Source organism: Chelativorans sp. AA-79 (assembly GCF_029457495.1).
GTDB lineage: Bacteria > Pseudomonadota > Alphaproteobacteria > Rhizobiales > Rhizobiaceae > Chelativorans.
Genome location: NZ_CP120361.1, coordinates 3,913,157 through 3,933,009, shown reverse-complemented (window position 1 = coordinate 3,933,009; position 19,853 = coordinate 3,913,157). Strand labels below are relative to the sequence as shown.

The following is a 19,853-nucleotide window of genomic DNA, read 5'->3' as shown; positions in this document are numbered from 1 at the left end:
GTCGAAGAATTTCGCGAGTGGGCCATAAGATGCAGACCGGCAAACTGGCCGAACACGACCTCCACCACGCGCGCATCGCTCACCTGGAGGAGAGCGAGGGGGCGGTGCTGGCCCTTTCCAGCGACTATCCCGACGGCCATCATGTTCCCGAACACCGGCACAGCCGGTCGCAGCTGATGTATGCACTGTCCGGCGTGGTGATGGTCAGCACCGGCGAGGGGCGTTTCATGGTGCCGCCCGAGCATGCTGTGTGGCTGCCTGCCAATCTCGACCACGCGGTCGAGATGCTGGGCGATGTGGAAATGCGGTCGATCTATGTCATGCCCGGCGCGATCGGCGGACTGCCGGAGGATATCCGCGTCTTCGCCGTCACGGACCTGGCCCGCAGCCTGATCGTGGAAGCCGTGAAGCTCCCCCCGCCGCAGCAAGGCGACGCACGGGCGGCGCTTGTCTTCGACCTGCTCCTGCATGAGATCCCCCAGCTTCCGGAGCGGCCGCTGGCTCTTCCACTGCCCTCGGACCCGCGACTCTCGGCGCTCTGCCGCACCTTCCTGGAAAAACCGTCGGCACGGGCGACGATCGACGCCTGGGCGAGGGCTTCCGGTATGAGCCGGCGTACCTTCACGCGCGTGTTCCAGCGGGAAACGGGATTGAGTCTGTCCACATGGCGGCAGCAGGCTTGCCTCTTCGCCGCCTTGCCGCGCCTCACGGAAGGCGAGGCGGTCACGAGCGTTGCCCTTGACCTGGGCTACGAAAGCGTGGCGGCCTTCACCACCATGTTCAAGCGCATGCTGGGGAGGCCGCCGAGCCGGTTGGCTTCAGCGGTGCCTTATCCGCCCAGAGGGAATGCGCCAGGTGAATGATCGGCGTTCCGCAACGCTCTGATCCTGCGCGCCGTCCTGAGCCGCCGCCGCCCGCGAGGCTTCGGCTCGCGGCAAACGCGGGCTCCCGGCCCGCTCTGATGATCATTGACCACCCCAAAGCACCATGTCAATGTACACGTGTACATCGGGCGTCTGGCAGAAATTTTTGTACAGGTGTGCAATCTGTCATCCAGCTGTCAGAGGGAGCCAATAGGGAGGACTTCCACCCGGCGGAAAGCACCGTCATCGCAACCGCCCCGCCCGAGGGGAGCTCAGGAGGAATTACGGAAATGACCAGGACCGTTTTCACCATCAAGGCCGCGATGGCCGCGACGGCGCTGTTGGGCACCGTCGGCTTTGCCGCCGCGCAGGACAATGTCACCATAAGCGTGTGGGCCGGAGGCAGCGGCCCCAACGACAACTACCGTGTCGACGCCATCGAGATGGCCGCCGACATCCTGGAGCGCGAGGCGGCGATCCGCGGCGAAGAGCTGAACATCACCGTCGAGAAGCAGCTCAATAACACCTGGGACGATTTCAAGCAGGCCGTCACGCTGGCGGCAGAGGCCGGCAACGCGCCGAATATCCTCGTCACCGGCCATGAGGACATTGCCCCCTGGGCGCAGTCCGGCCTGATCGTACCCATCGAGGACTATGTCAATCTCGATGCGTGGCCGATCAACGATATCTACCCGAACCTGATGGAGATCGCCTCCTATGGCGGCGTACAGTACGGTTTGCCGCAGGATGCCGAATCCCGGCCCTTCTTCTTCTGGAAGGACCATATGAAGGCGATCGGCTATACGGATGCCGACCTCGACGCGCTGCCCGGCAAGGTGCAGTCGGGCGAATACACGCTCGCCAACGTGCTGGAAGATGCCAAGAAGATGGTCGACCAGGGCGTCGTGGGCGAAGGCTACGGCTTCTATCCGCGCCAGAGCAACGGCCCGGACTTCTGGCAGTTCTACACCAGCTTCGGCGGCGTGATGGAGGAGGACGGCAAGCTCGTCTTCGACAAGGCCGCCATGCAGAAGGTCTACCAGTTCTTCGTCGATGCGGTGAACGCAGGCGTGACGCGCAAGAACCACATCGGCACTCCCGGCGACCAGTGGTATGCGGAGGTGGCCAACGGCAAGGCCGGGATCTGGCACGGCGGCACCTGGCATTATGCCCGCTACGTCAACCAGGAAGGCCTGGACGATTTCTTCGGCAAGATCGCCTTTTCGCTCATTCCGGCTGGCGAAGGCGGCGAGGCCAACACGCTGACGCATCCGCTCGTCTATGTGCTCACCTCGGGTCACAGCGAGGAGGAGACGGCGGTTGCCGCCGACCTGGTGAAGATCGCCTCGGAGCCGCGCATCAATGCGCTGCATGCCATCAAGTCGGCGCATCTGGGTATCGCCAAGCAGGAAGCGAACATCGATCTCTATGCCGACGACCGCTGGGCGCGCGAGGCGACCGAGCGGCTTCTTCCCCACGCCAACGCCATGCCCAACAACGCTGATTTCGGCACCTACTGGAATACCATGTGGAGTGGGCTGGAGGCATCATGGACCGGCCAGAAGACGCCGGAACAGGCCGTCAACGACGTGGAAGCCGAGCTCAGGAACAGCCTCGGCGAGGCCATCGTCATCCGCTGAGATGAGCGCTTCACGCGATATCGTGGAAAGCGGCCCGGTGCGCGTCGGCGCCTGGGCCGCTCCGGCGCGGCCGCGCCTGGCGTGGCTGAACAGCTCCAGGGGTCTCGGGCTCGTGCTGATCGTGCCGGCCGTGCTGATGGTCGTTCTCTTCTTCTTCGTGCCGGTGGTGCTGACGGTCGTCTTCTCCTTCACCAATATGAGCACGGCGACGGGAATCTCCGGCGGTGCCTATCAGGTCTCCCCGAACACGCTCCAGACGCTGACCGACCGCTACGGCATGGGTGAGCTCGCCACCGAGCTTGGCGAGCCGACCTACGTGGTGGACCAGCAGGGCCTCGAAACGCTGAAGGAGATGGGGATAGAGGACGAGGTCGTCGCCGGCCTCACGAACCATCTCGGCGAGACCTACCCCTCCCGGCGCGAGATGGAACGCATGATCCGCGACCTGCCCATGCGGCCGAACACGCGAACGGTCAAGCGCATCTCGGAAGCCTTCAGCCGCTCGCTGGCCAATGCACGCTTCAACAGCGCGGGCGCATTGATCGCCGCGGCAGAAGCGGTGGATCCCGATCTCACCGAAGAGGAAAAGGAGGCGCTCAAGCAGGCCACCTATACGGGCTGGGTCTGGACCAACGAGAATTTCCGCCGCCTCGCCACCTCGCCGAAGACCGTGCAGGTGCTTTTCAACACACTCTTTTTCGTGGCGGTGACGCTTACCCTCTTCAACACGGGTTTCGCGATGCTGATTGCGATCGCGACTTTCTATATCCCCGAGCGCCCGGCCGGCATCTTCCGCATCATCTGGTTCCTGCCGCGCATCTCGCCGGTCGTCATTTACGTGCTCTTGTGGAAATGGCTCGCCTGGGACACGGGTTTCCTGAGTGCCTTCCTCGATAATTTCGGCGTGCGGCCACGGAACTGGATGCTGGACACGGCGGCGAACGCCTGGTTCTTCGTCATCCTCATCAACGGCTTTGTCGGCGCCTCGATGGGGCTGGTGATCTTCGCCTCGGCCATCAAGGCGATTCCCGAATCCCTGTTCCACTCCGCGAGCGTCGACGGCGCCTATCGCTGGCAGCAGATTCGCCACATCATCCTGCCCCAGCTCAAATGGCCGATCCTGTTCGTCACCTGCTATCAGACGCTCTCGCTGCTGACCTCCATCAACGAAACGCTGCTTGCCACCGACGGCGGCCCGGGCGGGGCGACGGAGCTCTGGTCCATATGGATCTACCACACGGCGCTCAACAACTATGCCGGCAACCTGCAATACGGCTATGGCGCGGCCATGGCGCTAGTGCTGGTGGTCATCGGCGTGGTGCTGTCGCTGATCTATCTGCGGCTGTTCAACTACAACGCCCTGATCATCAAGCCGCGTATCGAGCATTGAGGCAGCCATGACCGGACATCTGAGAACCTGGCCGATCGTCCTGGCGCTTTCCATCCTCAGCGCGCCGCTGGTGCTGATGTATGTCTATCTCTTCATCGACACCGTCACCAATTCTCCGACCGGCTCCTTCATCCCGAACGAGTTCACGCTGGAGCACTGGTCCTTCCTCTGGCACACCCCGCCGGGGCGGCCGAGCATCTGGCGGGTCACGCTCAACTCGCTGCTCTTCGCCAGCTCGACCTCGCTGCTCGTCGTCCTCGTCTCCTCCATGGCCGGCTACGTGCTTTCGCGGCTCAACGTGCCGGCACGCGGCTTCTTCCTGGCCGGCGTCATGGTGCTACACGCCTTCCCGGCCTTCACGCTGATCGTGGCCATCTTTCTCGTCCTGCAGATGATCGGCCTCTACAACACGCTGATCGGCGTCATCCTGGTGAAGGCGGCGACCGATCTGCCGCTCGGCATCTGGCTCATGAAGGGCTTCTACGACACGGTGCCCTGGGAGATCGAGATGGCGGGCATCCAGGACGGGGCGAGCCGCTTCACCGTGTGGCGGAAGCTCGTGCTGCCGCAGGTCAAGCCCGGCATCTTCGCGCTCCTGCTCTTCGCCTTCCTGCTCGGGTGGGGCGAGTTCATCCTGCCGCAGGTGCTGGCGCCGGCGGGCGACGTGCAGGTGCTGTCGGTCTATCTGGCGGGCCTGATCGCCGACGACAACAATTTCGACATGGCGCTCTTCAAGTCGGTCGGGCTTTTCTACATAGCGCCCGTCCTTATCCTGTTCTTCTTCTTCCAGAGCTATCTCATGAACATCTATGGCGGGGGGACCAAGGGCTGATGCGCATCCTGCTCGATAATTTCTCGAAGTCCTTCGGCAAGGTGAACGTCATCGAGAACATGACGCTGGAGATCAAGGACGGCGAGATGCTGGCACTTCTCGGGCCCTCGGGTTGCGGTAAGTCGACCACGCTTTTCTCCATCTGCGGTATCCACAAGGTCTCGGGCGGCCGCATCCTTTTCGGCGAGGAGGACATCACGCGCCTGCCACCGCAGGAGCGCAACGTGGGCGTGGTCTTCCAGTCCTACGCGCTTTACCCGCACAAGACGGTGGAGGAGAACATCGCATTCCCCCTGCAGGTGCGCGGCCTCTCCACTGCCGAGATCCAGCGGCAGGTGGGCGAGATGGCCGGCCTCGTGCACATCGAGAACCTGCTTGGCCGCCGCCCCGCGGAACTGTCCGGCGGCCAGCAGCAGCGCGTGGCGCTCGCCCGCGCGCTGATCCGCCGCCCGCATGTGCTGCTCCTCGACGAGCCGCTCGCCAATCTGGATGCCAAGCTCAGGCTGGAGATGCGCGCGGAAATCCGCCGCATCCAGCTCGAGACCGGCATCACCGCCATCCTGGTCACGCACGACCAGGTGGAGGCGATGAGCATGTGCGACCGCATCGCCATCATGGATGCGGGCAGGATCATCCAGATCGCCACGCCGTCGGAAATGTACGAAGATCCGCGCACGGCCTTCGTGGCGGGCTTCCTCGGCAATCCGCCCATCGCCTTCCTCAAGGGCGTCGTCCAGTCGGGCGCGATCGCTGTCCCCGGCACGGAGGTCCGTCTGCCGGCCAATGGGTACCGGCTGCCGGCGGAAGGCGCGCCTGTCACAGTGGGCATCAGGCCGGAAAATCTGGGGCCGGCCGGCGACGTGCCGGTGACGGGGCGCATCTCCTTCGTCGAGACGCAGGGGCGCGAAAACCTCTACGACCTGAGGCTTGCCAATGGGGAGGTCCTGCGCTCCATACAGCCTGTCCGCTCGGATATCGGCCTGGAAGACGAAGTGAATTGGTATGTCCAATCGGATCGCGTCTTCGCCTTTGATGAACATGGTGAGAGGCTTTGAGCGACGATTTCGTGAAGCGTTTCGGCTGGCCCGCGGAGCTCTGCATGCCGCTTGCCATCGCCCATCGCGGCGCGAGCGCCCATGCGACGGAGAACACGCTGAATGCCTTCGAGCTGGCGTCGGATCTCGGCGCGCAGATGTGGGAGCTCGATACCCAGCTTACGAAGGACGGTGTCTGCGTGGTCAGCCATGACGACCATCTGGAGCGCGTGTTCGGGGTCGACATGCATATTTCTGCCATGACGGCATCCGAACTGGCGAACCGCCCCGGGGTGAACGTGCCGACTTTCGCGGAGGTGGCGGCTCTCGCCCGCCGCCGCGAGGCGGGTCTCTATGTGGAGCTCAAGGCGGCGGGCACGGGGATTCCGGCCTGGCGCGAACTGGCAAAGCACGGGCAAAGCTTCGCGGTCCTCGGTTCCTTCAACCCCGCCTTCGTGCGCGAGCTGCGCGGAGCGGGCTGTCGATGGCCGCTCTCGGTGCTCGTCCCGCTCGGCAAGGATCCGCACGAGGCGGGCGAGGAGGCCGATGCGGATATCGTCCATCTCTGCTGGGAGCGCGGCGGCACGCGCCCGCAGGACCTCGTGACGCAGGAGCTTTGCCGCCTTGCCCGCGAAGCCGGCCGCGAGATCGTGCTGTGGCACGAGGAGCGGCCGGAGGTCATCGCCGATCTCGTTCGTCTTCCGGTTCTCGGCATCTGCTCCGACGCGCCGGAACTGTTGAAGGCTGGGGTGGGCGGGAGCATCAACGCATGAATGCCCCGGACGGACGGTCGAGGAAAGTCACGTCCTTCGATGTCGCGCGCCTGGCCGGGGTCTCCCGCGCCGCCGTTTCTCGCGCCTTCACGCCGAATGCGAGCGTTTCGCCGGAAACCCGTGAAAAGGTCTACAAGGCGGCCAAGGAACTCGGATACCGGGTGAACTACCTGGCGCGCAGCCTCATCAATCGCCGCTCCAATCTCGTCGGCGTCGTCGCGGCGGGCATGGACAATCCCTACCGCGCCCAGCAGATCCAGGAGATCACGACGGCCCTGGTGAGCCGCAACTTCCAGCCTATCCTGCTGCCGGCGGACCAGGGCGAGAGCGCCGACCACGTGATGAACCAGCTTCTCCACTACGATGTCTCTGGCGTGGTGGTCACCTCCGATGCGCCGCCCACAGCCCTTTGCGAGGAATTCGCCGCCCACGGTGTGCCGATCGTGCTGATCAACAAGGGGGATGCCATTCCGCTCGTCGATCGGGTGATGTCGGACAATGCGACGGCGGGAAGGGCGGCCGCCGAGATGCTGGCCGAAGCGGGGCCCCGGCGTCTCGCCGTCATTTCCGCCTCGCATGTTTCCTATACGGCTCGGCGTCGCGAGGAGGCCTTCCTGGCCCGCGCGCGCGAGCTCGGCTGCCCGGCCGAAACGCTTGCCGCCGAACTCAACGATTATCGCAACGGGCACGCGCTGGCCTTGGCGCTCGAAGACGTCGACGGTCTCTTCTGCATCAACGATCATCTTGCCTGCGGGGTGGTCGATGGGCTGAAGGCGCGAGGGTTCGAGCCGGGCGGCCGTATCAGGGTGATCGGCCATGACGACATCCCTCAGGCATCGTGGGAGGGATACAGCCTCACCACGTTCCGGCAGCCGTGTGACGTACAGGCGCACCAGGCGATCGAACTGCTGCTCAGCCGGATGGAGGACCCACGCATGGATGAACGGATGGCGATCACGCCGGTGACGCTGGTGCGGCGGGCGACGGCTTGAGCGCCAAACCGATCTCCGCCAGTGATCCGGCGATCGTCGCCCGCCTCGGCTTCGCGCGCGATCTGGCGCGAACGGTGGGCCGCGAAGCGGAGGCATTCCGGCGCACGGCGGATCCGGCAAGCCTTTCCGTCTCGACGAAAAGCCTGCAGGATTTCGTAACCGTCGCCGACCGCCGCGCGGAGGACTCGATCCGCTCCGCCCTCGCGCATGCGTTTCCGGAAGACGGATTTCTGGGCGAGGAAACCGGGGGCGCCCCTGCCGCTTCCGGCTACTGGGTGGTGGATCCAATAGACGGCACGTCGAACTATATTCGCGGCCTGCGTCACTGGGGTGTCTCGATCGCCTTCGTGCGGGAGGGTGTGGTGCGGATCGGCTGCGTGTTCGATGCGGCGTCCGGAAGCGTCTATTCGGCCGCGCTCGGCGGCGGTGCCTATTGCGAGGATCAGGCGATCAGCGCCTCTACGCGCTCCGTCCCCGAGGAAGCGCTGGCGATCCTCGGCTATTCGCGACGCACGTCCCACGCCGCGTTTCAGGCCACCGTCGCCCGGCTGCATGCATTGGGTTTCGACTATCGGCGCCTCGGCTCCGCCTCCATCGGCCTCGTGCGCGTTGCCGCCGGCGTGGTGGACCTCTATTACGAGGCCCACGTCAATTGCTGGGACGTGCTCGCGGGTGCACTCATCGCGACGGAGGCCGGGGCGGAGGCGCGTATGCCGCCGCTTGAACGGATGGTGACGGAAGGCGGGATGGTGGCCGTGGCCGCGCCCGGCCTGGCGCGCCGGCTTTCCTTCCTTGCCGCGTAAGTCAGGACGTCCGTGCCAGAAAGGCTGCTTCCGTGGCGATCGCCTCGTCCGTCGTGACCTGGTCTACGCCAAACTGCAGCAGGCGCTCGAAGCTGCGCCATTCCTCATCGCTGAAACCCGCGTTCGGCTCGGCTAGCGTGAATGTCCAGGCATCGACCGTCTTGCCGGCGTCATGGCACATCGCCGTGAGGTCGACGCCCGCTTCGTCCGCTTTCAGGAGCAGCGGCCAGGACAGATAGATCATCTCCGGTCGAGCCAGGCCCGTCAGCTCGGAGCGGAGCTGCTGTACGGCGCCGGCCGTATCGCCCCGGCGGAAGAACGGAATGAGTCTGTTCGTCGGGTCGACCCCGCGGCGGATCTCGGGCAGCGCTTGGGAAAGCGCAAGGATCAGGCGATCGCAGTCGGCGCTGATGATCAGCGGAAGCCGCTTGCCCGCAAGCCGGCTGACCAGCCGGTCGACGCCTTCCTGTCCGATCGCCTCCAGATCGTCTTTCATGTCGAACTGCAGCAGGGCGTCGGGATGGCCATCCTCGAGCCAGCGTTCCAGTTCGTTGAGCAGCACCAGGCGACGGCTATAACGAGCCGTATCCGGCACGCCCGCGTCGTCGTAGTGGAGTGGGGCGAGCTCCGCCGCCGTGCGGTCACGGATGGTACCCCTACCATCGGTCTCGCGGTCGAGCGTTTCGTCGTGGAGCACGGCGAAATCGAAGTCGCGCGTCACGCGAAGGTCGATCTCCATGGATGCGCCGAGCCGCATTCCCTCACGCAGATTGTCGGCGCTGAACAGCGGGTTGGCCATGCGGCGCCTCAGGCGGTGCCATTTGAGTGCGACGGGTCTTCCGTCATAGGTGATGGATATGCCCTGGCCCATTACAGTCTCCGCCGCGCCGCGTTGCGAGCGTAGCAATGGGACGGTGCGCAGCGATATGCAAGCGCCGCCCCGAAGGCAAGCGAAGGATCGGCGGGGAGAGGCTCGTCCACGTTCAACAGGAGGCATGGATCATCGGCAAAATGTATGCAAGATGTTTGCGTAATATCAAGGAGGCGGATGTGACCGACAAATCGAACGTGGCTCGCGGCGATGACGGCGAGATGCTGCCCAAGCACTTGCGGCCGGTAAGGACGATCGGCCCCATCGTCTCGTCCGCGCATCTGGCCGATGGCGGCTCGCCCGGCCTTTCGGAGGTGGAGTACGGCCTGATCCTGGCCTCGCACGCCTTTTCCCGGTGGATCGTCCGCTGCATGTCCGCCGCGGGCCTGCCGGGCCTTTCCCCGATGGAGGTGCTCATCCTGCATTCCATCTATCACCGCGGCCGCGAGAAGAAGCTGGCCGATATCTGCCTCGTGCTCGACATTGAGGACACGCATATCGTCAGCTATGCCGTGCGCAAGCTCGAGGCGGCCGGTCTCCTGACCACGGGCCGTGCGGCGAAGGAGAAGACGGTCAAGATCACCAAGAAGGGCGCGGAGGCATGCGACCGCTACGCGGAGATCCGCAAGCATCTCCTGGTGGATTCGACCGCGAATGCACGTCCCTCCGAGGCGACGCTCTCGGAAGTCGCGGCAGTTCTGCGCTTTATGTCGGGAGCATTCGATCAGGCGGCGCGCGCCGCCGCCACACTTTGACGGATTGGGTCTCGAGGGCGGAAATGGGCGCGCGTGACCGAAAGCGTACCGGCGGGCGCGACAGCCTCGATCAACCGGCAGAACCTCCACATGACGCTAATTTATGAGGGCACGTTCGAGCGCACGCTCGACAGGATCGTCGCGCGCTTCGCCGACGCGGAGGGAGCGAAGGTCCAAGCCTGGACCTTCGATGACGAGGCGAGCCGCCGCGCGGCCGAGGCAGCGCTTGCCACCCGAGGGGTGAGGGCGCGTTTTCGCAGCGCCTACAAACCCTTGCTTCACTTCTTTCTCGAAGAGGTGGATTTGCGCGAGTTGGCGCAGATCCGTGTGGCCTATCCCGTTCACGATGCCTGTCCGGCAAACCGGTTCCTGCTGGAAACCTATCCGCTTGCCGCCCTCGTGGGCGATGCGCCGCTGTCGTTCGAGCCAGCGACGGGATATGGCTTTCACTATCACGTGGCCCTGACGGGGAAGGACGGCCGGATAAGCGAGCATGCCGTCTTCGCGCCGAACCGCCTGCACATGGACAATGACGGAGAAGCCCTCGTTTCGCCGACCGGCTGGATCAGGACGGGTGACGGCAATGACGGAGAGCGGCTCGAGACGGATTACGAGAGCCTGTTCCATAAGGCGATCGAAGCGGTGGCCTCCTGGCCGTGGGGAGACGGGGAGCCCTATTTCGACGAACTGAACATCGCCGTCACGCTTCCGATCGAGGATCGCCGGCTCTCCGCGGATGAGGAGGTTGTGAGCCTTCGCGAGGCAATACATGAGGACCTCTATTTCTCCCTCCTCGAATTCTTCCAGAAGAAGTCGGGGCGGCCGAACGGCGATCGCGGACTCCGGCCGGGCCAGATCGTTCCCGAAATCCGCTTCGCCAGATCGGCGCCAACGGTGCGGATCGAGACCCGCGCGCTGACGGCCACGGAAACCGCCGCGCCGTTCGTGACGCTCGACCAGGCGGTCTCCCCGATCCCGGCTGCCCAGGTCCGTGCGGAACTGGCTAAGATCGGCGGCGTCTCCGTTGGCGTGCAGTCGAGATCGGGACGGCTCGTCGAGGCGCGCTACCGCAAGGGCAGCGACCATGCGGTGATGATCAGCGCCGGCCAGCATGCCAACGAGACCACCGGCATCGTCGGCGCCTTGCGGGCGGCACGGGAGCTCGCGGCGCGGGAGAATTCCCATTTCGCCGTCTCGCCGCTTGAAAACCCCGATGGGTATCAGATGCACTGGAGGCTGCGGGCCGACAATCCACACCACATGCATCATGCCGCCCGCTATACGGCACTTGGCGACGATCTCGAATACCGGGCGAAGGAGCCGCTGTTCGAAAAGGCGATCCGCAAGGAGGCCGAGCGGCTGAGCGGGGCGAAGCTTCACCTCAATCTCCACGGCTATCCCTCGCACGAATGGACGCGGCCGCTTTCGGGCTACGTACCGCGCGATTTCGACATGTGGACGATCCCGAAGGGCTTTTTCCTCGTCATGCGCCACCACGTCGATTGGGCCGGCGTGGCCGAGCGGCTGGTCGACCGCGTAACCGCCCGCCTTGCGGAGCTGCCGGGGCTGGTGGACTACACAATGAGGCAGATCCGCTTGTTCGAGTATCACTGCGGAGAGACCAATTTCCGAATGGTGAACGGCGTCTCGTGCCTGATCGCGCCGGACGACCGGCATGTGGTTCCGCTCACGCTGATCACGGAATATCCCGACGAAACCATATACGGCCATGCGTTCGTTGAAGGCCACACCGCCCAGGCCGAATTCGTGCTCGCGGCCTACGAGGCCTATCAGCTTCTGTTCGCGGGTGGCGTCCACCTCGAGGCGGTACCGACGGCCTAAGGACAGAGGGGGATCGCCCTTGACCTTGGCCGCCCTCTCGCTGCGGGTTGAGCTTCACTCGTCAAGCGTGTTCGGGGCCAGTGCTTCCTTGGCATTCTCCGCTTCCCGGCGGACATCCTTGGCCGTTTCGCTGACGAGCAGCGAGCTTGCCGTCGCCATCCGGCCCGCTTCTGCGGTGTAGTCGACGGCCGCCTTTTGCATGAACGCACTCACGATATCGACGGCATCGATGGGCGCTTTGCCCGCGGCGAGATCTTCGACGAGCTGCACGTCCTGCTCGCAACGATGCCTGAGGAAGGTCAGCGCTTCGATCTGGTAGCGCATCAGGGCTTTGAAGGCACGCGCCTGGAACTGACCCTGGAGATGGGCGAAATACTGCGCGGTTCCATAAAAGGGGGCGTAGTGGAGGGGGGCAAAAGGCGGCTGTTCAAGCTTGCTCTGCATGTCTCTGCTCCATTGGCCGGACACGGCAACGCCGAAATCCCGGGTGCTCCTCAGCATACCGCAATACGCCGGACCTCTCCATTGATGCTCATCAACAAAGAGAGTGTCCGGACTGACTTAGGACCATATGGGAGCAGTGGGGCACGGAACCAGCCCTTAGTCCAATTCCAGAAGAAGTACCCTGTGATCGGAGACTTCCGGTTCCTGGACGACATCGAACCGTCGCACCGGGATGTCGGCGCTCACGAGCATGTAGTCGGCGAACCGCGGAGATTTTCGGTAGTAGGACGTTCGCGTGTCGGTATGACCGTGCATCGTCACGAGATCCGTCAGCCCGAGCGCCCCGAGCACCGCGAACGTGCTGCTGTCCGGAAGCACATTGAAGTCGCCGCACACCACCAACCTGTCGCCGGCCTGCCTCACTGAGCCTATGAGATCGGCCAGTGCCCTGGCCTGGGCATGGCGGGCGGGTGTATCCTCTTTGCCTGCCGGATCACGCAGACCGTGCATGTGCGCAATCGTGATGGGAGCGGCAGCGCCATAGTCGAACAGGCGCACCACATGGGCATTGCGCGCTCGCGGGTGCTCGCCCCAGCCGTCCGGCGCGAAGTCGCCGTGCACGAAATCCTGAACCTGTCCGATCACGGGATAGCTGCGTCGGACGAAGGTCGCCAGCCCCCATTCCGAGGGAAAGTTTCGTTCGCCGTCGTAAAGACTGCCACGGGCAGCGGGACAGAAGAACGATTGGTGAGACGGAAAGATGTCCGCCACCTCCCGAAACAGATTGGCTCTCTGCGGGAGCTCCACGTCGTGGTCTCGATAGACGAGCCATTCTGCTTCCGCAGTCGGGGTTTGCACCACTTCCTGGAGGCACACTATGTCCGGGTCAGCCTCTCTCAGGTAGCGCATCAGGCGGTCGCGGAGCCGACCTCCCCAAGCATTCAGCGATAAAATCCGCATCACATCTCCTGGAGCTGGCGCGGGTTCTTTTTCACCGCGCCCACTGCAACAAGGCGCCGTGTCCCGCCTCGGTAAGGCCGTAGACGCCGCGCTCGACGCGCAGAAACCAGCCATAGACGTTGTGGCGGAGGATTTTGGGAGCGTCAGGGATCACCGTCTTCAAGTCGCGCGGGCGCTTCGGCCCTTCCTTGAGAGCCACTGCGCAGGCAAGCGCCTGCTGGCGATACGCCGTCATGATCGGCTTCCTCGTTCCACCGCCGGCGACCGGGTCGCCGTGACGGCGCCGATGTTCCTCGACCAGCCGGGAGCGGCGGCGAGGATTGCGGCGCGGCGTCGGCGCGACAGGGCTGACCAGAACATGGACTTCGCCATTGGCCGTCACGCCCAGCATGCCGAAACCCAGCCGGCGGCAGAGATTCCGGAAACGGGCATCGCTTTCACGGCCCTTTCCGCGCGCGGAAAGGCGCGCCGCGAGCCAGACTTCGTCGCATGCCGCGGCGCGGTCGATCCCCTGCAGCACGAGTTCCAGATTGAAGCTCAGTTTCAGCTCGCCGATCACGACCACCGGCTGCTCGTCGCCCTTGAGCGCGACGATATCGCAACCGCCGACCTCTCCCTTGACGGTGAAGCCCAGCCCTTCGAGGAAGGTCTTGACCGGTTGGTACAGGGATGTCTCCAGTTCGGGCCTCCTCCAACGACGGCGATGCTGCGCTCGAATCAGTGTCGCAGCGGTGATGATAGCCCGGCTGAAGACGTCCTAACGAGAGCTCGCGGCGCTGGGAAGCGCGAGTCATCGGCAATTCGCCCGCTATCGCCGTGGTCTGTACCTGTCTCGGGATCACCGCGTGGTCGCGGCGACCCATCTGTGCCAGTCCTCCGCGCCGCCGTGGAAGACATTGAGGTCGATCTTGCCGTCCACGCCATGGGAGAGGCCGGAGCCCGAATACTGCCAGAACACCCATTTCCTACCCGGATAGACCTTCGAAGGGTGCGCTGCCACCGAGCGCAGCCAGAACGGATAATCCAGGAATGCGCCTTGCAGATTGTCGCGGTAGAAGTCCGGGGCCGTGTAGATGATTGGACGCTGGCCGTAGTGTCTTTCGAGCTTGTCCAGGAAGACCTGCATCTTCTCCAGAACGCGCTCGCGGGACGGGCGCTTCCTGCAACGGGATTCGCCGTTCCATTCGACGTCGAGGACGGGCGGAAGGGCGCCCGCGACCTTCGGCACGTTGCGGGTGAACCAGTCCGCCTGCTCGCCGGCGGTCCGGCACCAGTAGAAGAAATGATAGGCGCCGCGCCTCAATCCCGCCTCCGCCGCCTCACGCCAGTTCTTCTTGAACATGGGATCCAGATGGTCGCCGCCATCCGTGGCCTTGATGTAAACAAAATTCGCGCCTTGCGTGCGCAGCTTCGCCCAGTCGATATCGCCTTGCCAGCGCGAAACGTCGACGCCGTGCACGGCCAGGGACTTCGGCGAGGCACGTCCGAAGTTTATAGGTTTGGCGTCGCGGAAGCGGTGCTCGTAGATCCGGCTCCGCTCGAAGGGCTTGCCGGGCGGTTTCGGCGGGACGGCCAGTGCCGCCTGCCTTGCCGAGGGCATTCCCACCGTTTTCTCGATCGGGGCGAGCGCATCGGGGATCGGAGCCTGGGGCGCTATCGCGAGGAGCTCTTCGGGCTGACCGTCCTGCGACGGCACGGCGTCGATCTCCTCCGGGGGGACCAGGCTCGCCTGCTGCACTGAACCGGTCGTCTCGAGCGACGGCTGGGCCAGGATCTCGTCGATGGTGATGCCGCTGCCGCCGCGGGAACTGCAGCCCGCCGAGGTCAAGCAGACGAGAAGAATTGCTGCCACGCCTGAGAAACGCATAGGAACCCGTACACGAGAACAAAAAAGACCGACGGCAAAGGCGGGCGCCGACGGAGCCCCTCGCGTGAACTCCTAACGATAAATTACCAACAAAGACTGAATCCGATCTTTAACCCTACCGGGTGGAGAGCAGACCTCGGCCGCCGGTTTGCGGGACGGTATCGTCGTCAGGCGCGTGCTGGTGCCGAGAAGCACACATCATGGGGGCTGCTGAAGCAGGCGCCCCTGATGTCAGGCGACGAGCCGTCTTCCCCATGGAACAAAGCCTTTTGCCATCCTATTTCTATAGAAAGAAATACGTGCTATCTTTCCTGAAGATCAGGAGAAGGTCCATGCCCAGTCCTCAGATACAAGAGACCTCCACCCCCGCCGAGGGGCCGGTGCTTGCGAAGGCGGTCCTGCGGGCAGCCGAGCGTCTCGGGTTGACCGCGCGGGCGCTGGCTGCGGTCGTGGGCGTGTCCGAACCGACCGTATCGCGCCTGAAAAAGGGAGAATTCGACCTCGAGCGCGGGACCAAGCCGTTCGAGCTGGCCGTCCTGTTCGTGCGCTTATACCGTTCGCTCGACGCGATTGTCAGCGGGGATGAAGCGGTCGCCCGGGCATGGCTGCGCAACGACAACACCGCGCTTGGGGGCAGGCCGCTCGACAGGATTCAAACCATAGCGGGCCTTGTCGATGCCATTGCCTATCTGGACGCCCGACGGGCTCTCGTCTGAGGCGCGCCCCTATCGCGGGCGTTGCTGGCGGCTTGTCGAGGCGCAGCACCGCGTCTCGACGCTGAAGCTTGTCGACACGCTCGAGGAACAGGCTCTCCTGGAAGATCTGATCGAGGAGACGAAGCCTGCCGTCCCGCCCGAATGCCGGCATCTCGACTATCTCTTTTCGACGCCGTTCCGGTACGGCGCCCTCTATCCGCACGGCTCGCGCTTCCGTCGCGCGGGCCGCACGCTCGGCGTCTACTATGCCGCCGAGGAAGCCCGGACGGCCGTCGCCGAGATGGCTTTCTATCGCCTCCTGTTCTTCGCGGAATCGCCGGATACGCCCTGGCCGTCGGATTCCGGCGAGTACACTGCCTTCGCCGCCGAGGTCGCGACCGGGCGCTCCATCGACCTTGCCGCGACGCCGTTCAGCGAAGACGAGGCACGCTGGATGCATCCGACCGACTACGCGGCGACGCAGGATGTCGCCGATGCCGCGCGCGCTGCCGCGATCGAGATCGTCAGATATCGCTCCGCGCGGGATACCAGCGGCTTCAACCTCGCGCTTCTGACCTGCCGGGCGTTCGCGGAATCTCGTCCCGTCGAACGGCAGACCTGGCGTCTGCGCCTTGGTTCATCGGGCGTCCAGGCGATCTGCCAATTTCCCGAGATGAGCATCGGCTTCGATCGGCACGCCTTTTCGGCGGACCCGCGGCTCGCCGGATTCAACTGGGACCGTGGGAAATGACAATGCGCGCGGACATGGTGTCCGCGCGCATTGTCCGGGGCAGAGTGCTCTCCGACCGAGCCGGTCAGAGCTGGTGTGCGACCGGCCGGTCGCGAACCTCTTCCTCGTGCCCGCCATGGGAGGCGGGAATGGTGCCCTCTCCGGTCTGCTTCAGCGGCCGGTTGCCCGTGAGCGCGCGCAGGAGCACGTAGAAGACCGGAGTCAGGAAGATGCCGAAGGCGGTCACCCCGATCATGCCGGCAAAGACGGCGATGCCCATGGCATTGCGCATCTCCGCGCCCGCGCCGGTGGAGAACACCAGCGGCACCACGCCCATGATGAAGGCCAGCGAGGTCATGAGGATCGGCCGCAGCCGGAGCCTCGCCGCCTCCACCGCCGCCTCCTTGGGCGAGAGGCCGGCGAATTCGAGCTCGCGCGCGAATTCGACGATCAGGATCGCGTTCTTGGCGGAAAGGCCGACGAGCACGATGAGGCCGATCTGGGTGAAGATGTTGTTGTCGCCGCCGGTGAGCCACACGCCGGTCAGGGCAGACAGGATGCCCATCGGCACGATCATGATGATCGCCAGCGGCAGCGCGAGGCTTTCGTAGAGAGCCGCGAGCACTAGGAACACCAGGAGCAGCGCCAGCGGGAAGATGATCACACCCGAATTGCCGGCGAGGATCTGCTGATAGGTGAGATCGGTCCACTCGAAGCTGATGCCGGGCGGCAGCGTCTCCGCCGCGATCCGCTCCACGGCGGCTTCCGCTTCGCCCGACGAATAGCCGGGTGCCGGCCCGCCATTGATATCGGCGGCCAGGAAACCGTTGTAGCGCATCGCCCGCTCGGGACCGGAGCTTTGCTGCACGTCGAGCAAGGCGGAAAGCGGGATCATCTCGCCGGAACGCGACCTGACTTCGAGCCGGCCGATATCCTCCGCATGGCTGCGGAAATCGGCATCCGCCTGCACGCGCACAGAATAGGTGCGGCCGAACTGGTTGAAGTCGTTGACGTAGAGCGAGCCCAGATAGATCTGCAGCGTATCGAAAACGTCCGTCACCGCGACGCCCAGCTGATGCGCCTTGGCGCGGTCGAGATCGGCATAGAGCTGCGGAACGTTGATCTGGTAGCTCGAGAACAGTCCCGCCAGCTCCGGCGCCTGATAGGCCTCGGCGAGGAATGCCTTGGTGGCCTCGTCCAGCGCTTCGTAGCCCAGGCCGACGCGGTCCTCGATCTGCAGCTTGAAGCCGCCGATCGTGCCGAGGCCCTGCACGGGCGGCGGCGGGAACATGGCGATGAACGCTTCCTGGATGCCGGCGAATTGCTGGTTGAGCTGCATGGCAATGGCGCCGCCGGACAGTTCCGGCGTCGTCCGCTCTTCGAAAGGATCCAGCGAGAGGAAGACGATGCCGGCGTTGGAGCTGTTGGTGAAGCCGTTGATCGACAGGCCGGGAAAGGCGATGGCGCTTTCCACGCCCGGCTGTTCGAGGGCGATGTCGCTCATGCGCCGGATGACGTCCTCCGTGCGATCCAGCGTCGCTCCGTCGGGCAGCTGCGCGAAGCCCACCAGATACTGCTTGTCCTGCGCCGGCACGAAGCCGCCCGGCACCTTGTTGAAGACGAACACCGTGGCGGCCACCAGAACCAGATAGAGCCCCATCACCAGCGTCTTGCGCGACAGGATGCCTCTGACCCCGCCGCTATAGGCGTTGGAGCTTGCACCGAAGGCGCGGTTGAAGCCGCGGAAGAACCAGCCGAACAGGCGGTCGATGAGCCGCGTGAGCCAGTCCTTCGGCGCATCGTGGCCACGCAGAAGCATGGCCGCCAGCGCCGGCGAAAGCGTCAGCGAGTTGAAGGCCGAGATCACGGTCGATATCGCGATGGTGAGCGCGAACTGCCGATAGAACTGGCCGGTAAGCCCCGAGATGAAGGCCAGCGGCACGAACACCGCCACCAGCACCATGGCGATGGCGACGATCGGGCCGGAAACCTCCCGCATGGCGCGGTAGGTGGCGTCGCGCGGCGACAGGCCCTCCTCGATGTTGCGCTCCACATTCTCCACCACGACGATCGCATCGTCGACGACGATGCCGATGGCGAGCACCAGGCCGAAGAGGCTGAGCGCGTTGATTGAGAAGCCGAAGACATAGAGCACCGCAAACGTGCCGACGATGGAGACGGGAACCGCCACCAGCGGGATGATGGAGGCGCGCCAGGTCTGCAGGAAGATGATGACCACCAGTACCACGAGCGCAATGGCTTCGAGCAGCGTGTGCACCACCGCGTCGATGGAGGCGCGGACGAACTGGGTCGTGTCGTAGACGATGCGGTATTCCACGCCTTCGGGCATGGCCTGCTGCAATTCGTCCATCACCGTCTGGATGTCGTCGGAGATCTGGATGGCGTTGGAGTTCGGCGCCTGGAAGATGCCGATGGCGACCGCCTGCTTGTTGTCGAGGAGCGAGCGCAGCGCATATTCGGCCGAGCCGAGCTCGATGCGGGCGATGTCGCGCAGCCGCGTGATCTCGCCGGCCGTGCCGGTCTTGACGATGATGTCGCCGAATTCCTCCTCGGTCTGGAGGCGGCCCTGCGCGTTCACCGAAAGCTGCAGGTCGACACCGGGTACGCTCGGCGAGGCGCCCACGACGCCGGCGGCAGCCTGTATGTTCTGTTCGCGGATGGCCTGCACCACCTCGCTCGCCGAAAGCCCGCGCTCGGCTATCTTCTGCGGGTCGAGCCAGACACGCATGGAGTAGTCGCCCGAACCGAAAACCTGCACCTGGCCGACGCCCTCGATGCGCGCCAGCCGGTCCTTCACGTTCAGCACCGCGTAGTTGCGCAGATAGGTGATGTCATAGCGGTCGTTCGGCGAGAGCAGGTGCACGACCATGGTGAGATCGGGCGAGCTCTTGACCGTGGTCACACCCAGACGCCGGACCTCCTCCGGTAACCGTGGCTCCGCCTGGGAGACGCGGTTCTGGACGAGCTGCTGCGCCTTGTCGGGATCGGTGCCGAGCTTGAAGGTGACGGTCAGCGTCATCACGCCATCCGTGGTGCCCTGGCTCGACATGTAAAGCATGTCCTCGACGCCGTTGATGGCCTCCTCGATGGGGGTCGCCACCGTTTCGGCGATGACCTTGGGGCCGGCGCCCGGATATTGCGCGCGCACGACGATGGAAGGGGGCACGACTTCCGGGTATTCGGAGATCGGCAGGGCCCTGAGACCCAGGAGCCCGGCGACCAGGATGAGCACCGAGAGCACGCCGGCAAAGACCGGGCGGTCTACAAAAAATTGGGAAATATTCATCTTGCCGCCCTTTCACGAAGCGGGAATGAGCACCGGCGGATGACCGGCAGGCCAT

General features: G+C 64.6%; 18 protein-coding genes. 12 read left to right on the top strand and 6 right to left on the bottom strand.

What is annotated here, in order from left to right:
- Window positions 1-29 precede the first annotated feature (29 nt).
- The 8 genes from PVE73_RS19305 (at window position 30) to PVE73_RS19270 (ending at window position 8,327) form a co-directional block, all read left to right on the top strand.
- Window positions 30-863, top strand: coding sequence for a helix-turn-helix transcriptional regulator (locus PVE73_RS19305; protein ID WP_277363794.1), 834 nt, complete (start codon window positions 30-32; stop codon window positions 861-863).
- 290 nt (window positions 864-1,153) lie between these two features.
- The gene (locus PVE73_RS19300) at window positions 1,154-2,503 is read left to right on the top strand and encodes an extracellular solute-binding protein (RefSeq protein ID WP_277363793.1); all 1,350 of its coding nucleotides are present in this window, start codon (window positions 1,154-1,156) and stop codon (window positions 2,501-2,503) included.
- Between the two features lie 85 nt (window positions 2,504-2,588).
- Window positions 2,589-3,893, top strand: coding sequence for a sugar ABC transporter permease (locus PVE73_RS19295; RefSeq protein WP_346772425.1), 1,305 nt, complete (start codon window positions 2,589-2,591; stop codon window positions 3,891-3,893).
- A 7-nt stretch (window positions 3,894-3,900) separates the two neighbouring features.
- Window positions 3,901-4,725: a carbohydrate ABC transporter permease gene (locus PVE73_RS19290; protein ID WP_277363791.1), complete on the top strand. Its 825-nt coding sequence runs from the start codon at window positions 3,901-3,903 to the stop codon at window positions 4,723-4,725.
- Window positions 4,725-5,780, top strand: coding sequence for an ABC transporter ATP-binding protein (locus PVE73_RS19285; RefSeq protein ID WP_277363790.1), 1,056 nt, complete (start codon window positions 4,725-4,727; stop codon window positions 5,778-5,780). The genes PVE73_RS19290 and PVE73_RS19285 overlap by 1 nt, the downstream gene beginning before the upstream one ends.
- A gap of 44 nt (window positions 5,781-5,824) precedes the next feature.
- Window positions 5,825-6,532 (top strand): glycerophosphodiester phosphodiesterase, encoded by a 708-nt coding sequence (locus PVE73_RS19280; protein WP_277367516.1) that lies wholly within the window; start codon window positions 5,825-5,827, stop codon window positions 6,530-6,532.
- Window positions 6,529-7,524, top strand: a complete 996-nt coding sequence (locus PVE73_RS19275) for a LacI family DNA-binding transcriptional regulator (protein ID WP_277363789.1) — start codon at window positions 6,529-6,531, stop codon at window positions 7,522-7,524. Before PVE73_RS19280 ends, PVE73_RS19275 begins: the two co-directional genes overlap by 4 nt.
- 11 nt (window positions 7,525-7,535) lie before the next feature.
- Window positions 7,536-8,327, top strand: a complete 792-nt coding sequence (locus PVE73_RS19270) for an inositol monophosphatase family protein (RefSeq protein WP_277367515.1) — start codon at window positions 7,536-7,538, stop codon at window positions 8,325-8,327.
- Window position 8,328: 1 nt separating this feature from the next.
- Here PVE73_RS19270 and PVE73_RS19265 read toward each other — a convergent pair whose 3' ends face one another.
- Window positions 8,329-9,198: a glycerophosphodiester phosphodiesterase family protein gene (locus PVE73_RS19265; protein WP_277363788.1), complete on the bottom strand. Its 870-nt coding sequence runs from the start codon at window positions 9,196-9,198 to the stop codon at window positions 8,329-8,331.
- A 221-nt stretch (window positions 9,199-9,419) separates the two neighbouring features.
- Here PVE73_RS19265 and PVE73_RS19260 point away from each other — a divergent pair, with 221 nt between their 5' ends.
- On the top strand, window positions 9,420-9,953 hold the full coding sequence (locus tag PVE73_RS19260) for a winged helix DNA-binding protein (protein ID WP_277367514.1): 534 nt from the start codon (window positions 9,420-9,422) through the stop codon (window positions 9,951-9,953).
- 90 nt (window positions 9,954-10,043) lie between these two features.
- Window positions 10,044-11,795, top strand: coding sequence for a M14 family zinc carboxypeptidase (locus PVE73_RS19255; RefSeq protein WP_277367513.1), 1,752 nt, complete (start codon window positions 10,044-10,046; stop codon window positions 11,793-11,795).
- Between the two features lie 54 nt (window positions 11,796-11,849).
- Here PVE73_RS19255 and PVE73_RS19250 read toward each other — a convergent pair whose 3' ends face one another.
- The 4 genes from PVE73_RS19250 to PVE73_RS19235 all read right to left on the bottom strand — a co-directional run bounded on the left by PVE73_RS19250 (window position 11,850) and on the right by PVE73_RS19235 (window position 15,066).
- Entirely contained in the window at window positions 11,850-12,239 is a 390-nt protein-coding gene (locus PVE73_RS19250; protein WP_277363787.1) for a phasin family protein, read from the bottom strand.
- A gap of 156 nt (window positions 12,240-12,395) precedes the next feature.
- Window positions 12,396-13,199, bottom strand: a complete 804-nt coding sequence (locus PVE73_RS19245; RefSeq protein WP_277363786.1) for an endonuclease/exonuclease/phosphatase family protein — start codon at window positions 13,197-13,199, stop codon at window positions 12,396-12,398.
- Window positions 13,200-13,230: 31 nt separating this feature from the next.
- A complete protein-coding gene (locus PVE73_RS19240) occupies window positions 13,231-13,878 on the bottom strand; it encodes a DUF2161 family putative PD-(D/E)XK-type phosphodiesterase (protein WP_277367512.1) in 648 nt (215 codons plus the stop codon).
- Window positions 13,879-14,037: 159 nt separating this feature from the next.
- Window positions 14,038-15,066, bottom strand: a complete 1,029-nt coding sequence (locus PVE73_RS19235) for a GH25 family lysozyme (protein WP_277363785.1) — start codon at window positions 15,064-15,066, stop codon at window positions 14,038-14,040.
- Between the two features lie 332 nt (window positions 15,067-15,398).
- Between PVE73_RS19235 and PVE73_RS19230 the strand changes: the two genes are divergently transcribed.
- Together PVE73_RS19230 and PVE73_RS19225 are read left to right on the top strand one after the other, a co-directional pair.
- The gene (locus PVE73_RS19230; protein ID WP_277363784.1) at window positions 15,399-15,782 is read left to right on the top strand and encodes an antitoxin Xre/MbcA/ParS toxin-binding domain-containing protein; all 384 of its coding nucleotides are present in this window, start codon (window positions 15,399-15,401) and stop codon (window positions 15,780-15,782) included.
- Complete coding sequence (locus tag PVE73_RS19225) at window positions 15,742-16,512, top strand: RES family NAD+ phosphorylase (protein ID WP_277363783.1); 771 nt, start codon at window positions 15,742-15,744, stop codon at window positions 16,510-16,512. Before PVE73_RS19230 ends, PVE73_RS19225 begins: the two co-directional genes overlap by 41 nt.
- 64 nt (window positions 16,513-16,576) lie before the next feature.
- Here the strand turns inward: PVE73_RS19225 and PVE73_RS19220 are convergent, their stop codons facing one another.
- Window positions 16,577-19,798 carry an efflux RND transporter permease subunit gene (locus PVE73_RS19220; RefSeq protein WP_277363782.1) on the bottom strand — a complete coding sequence of 1,074 codons (3,222 nt, stop codon included), beginning with the start codon at window positions 19,796-19,798 and terminating at the stop codon, window positions 16,577-16,579.
- Window positions 19,799-19,853 lie beyond the last annotated feature (55 nt).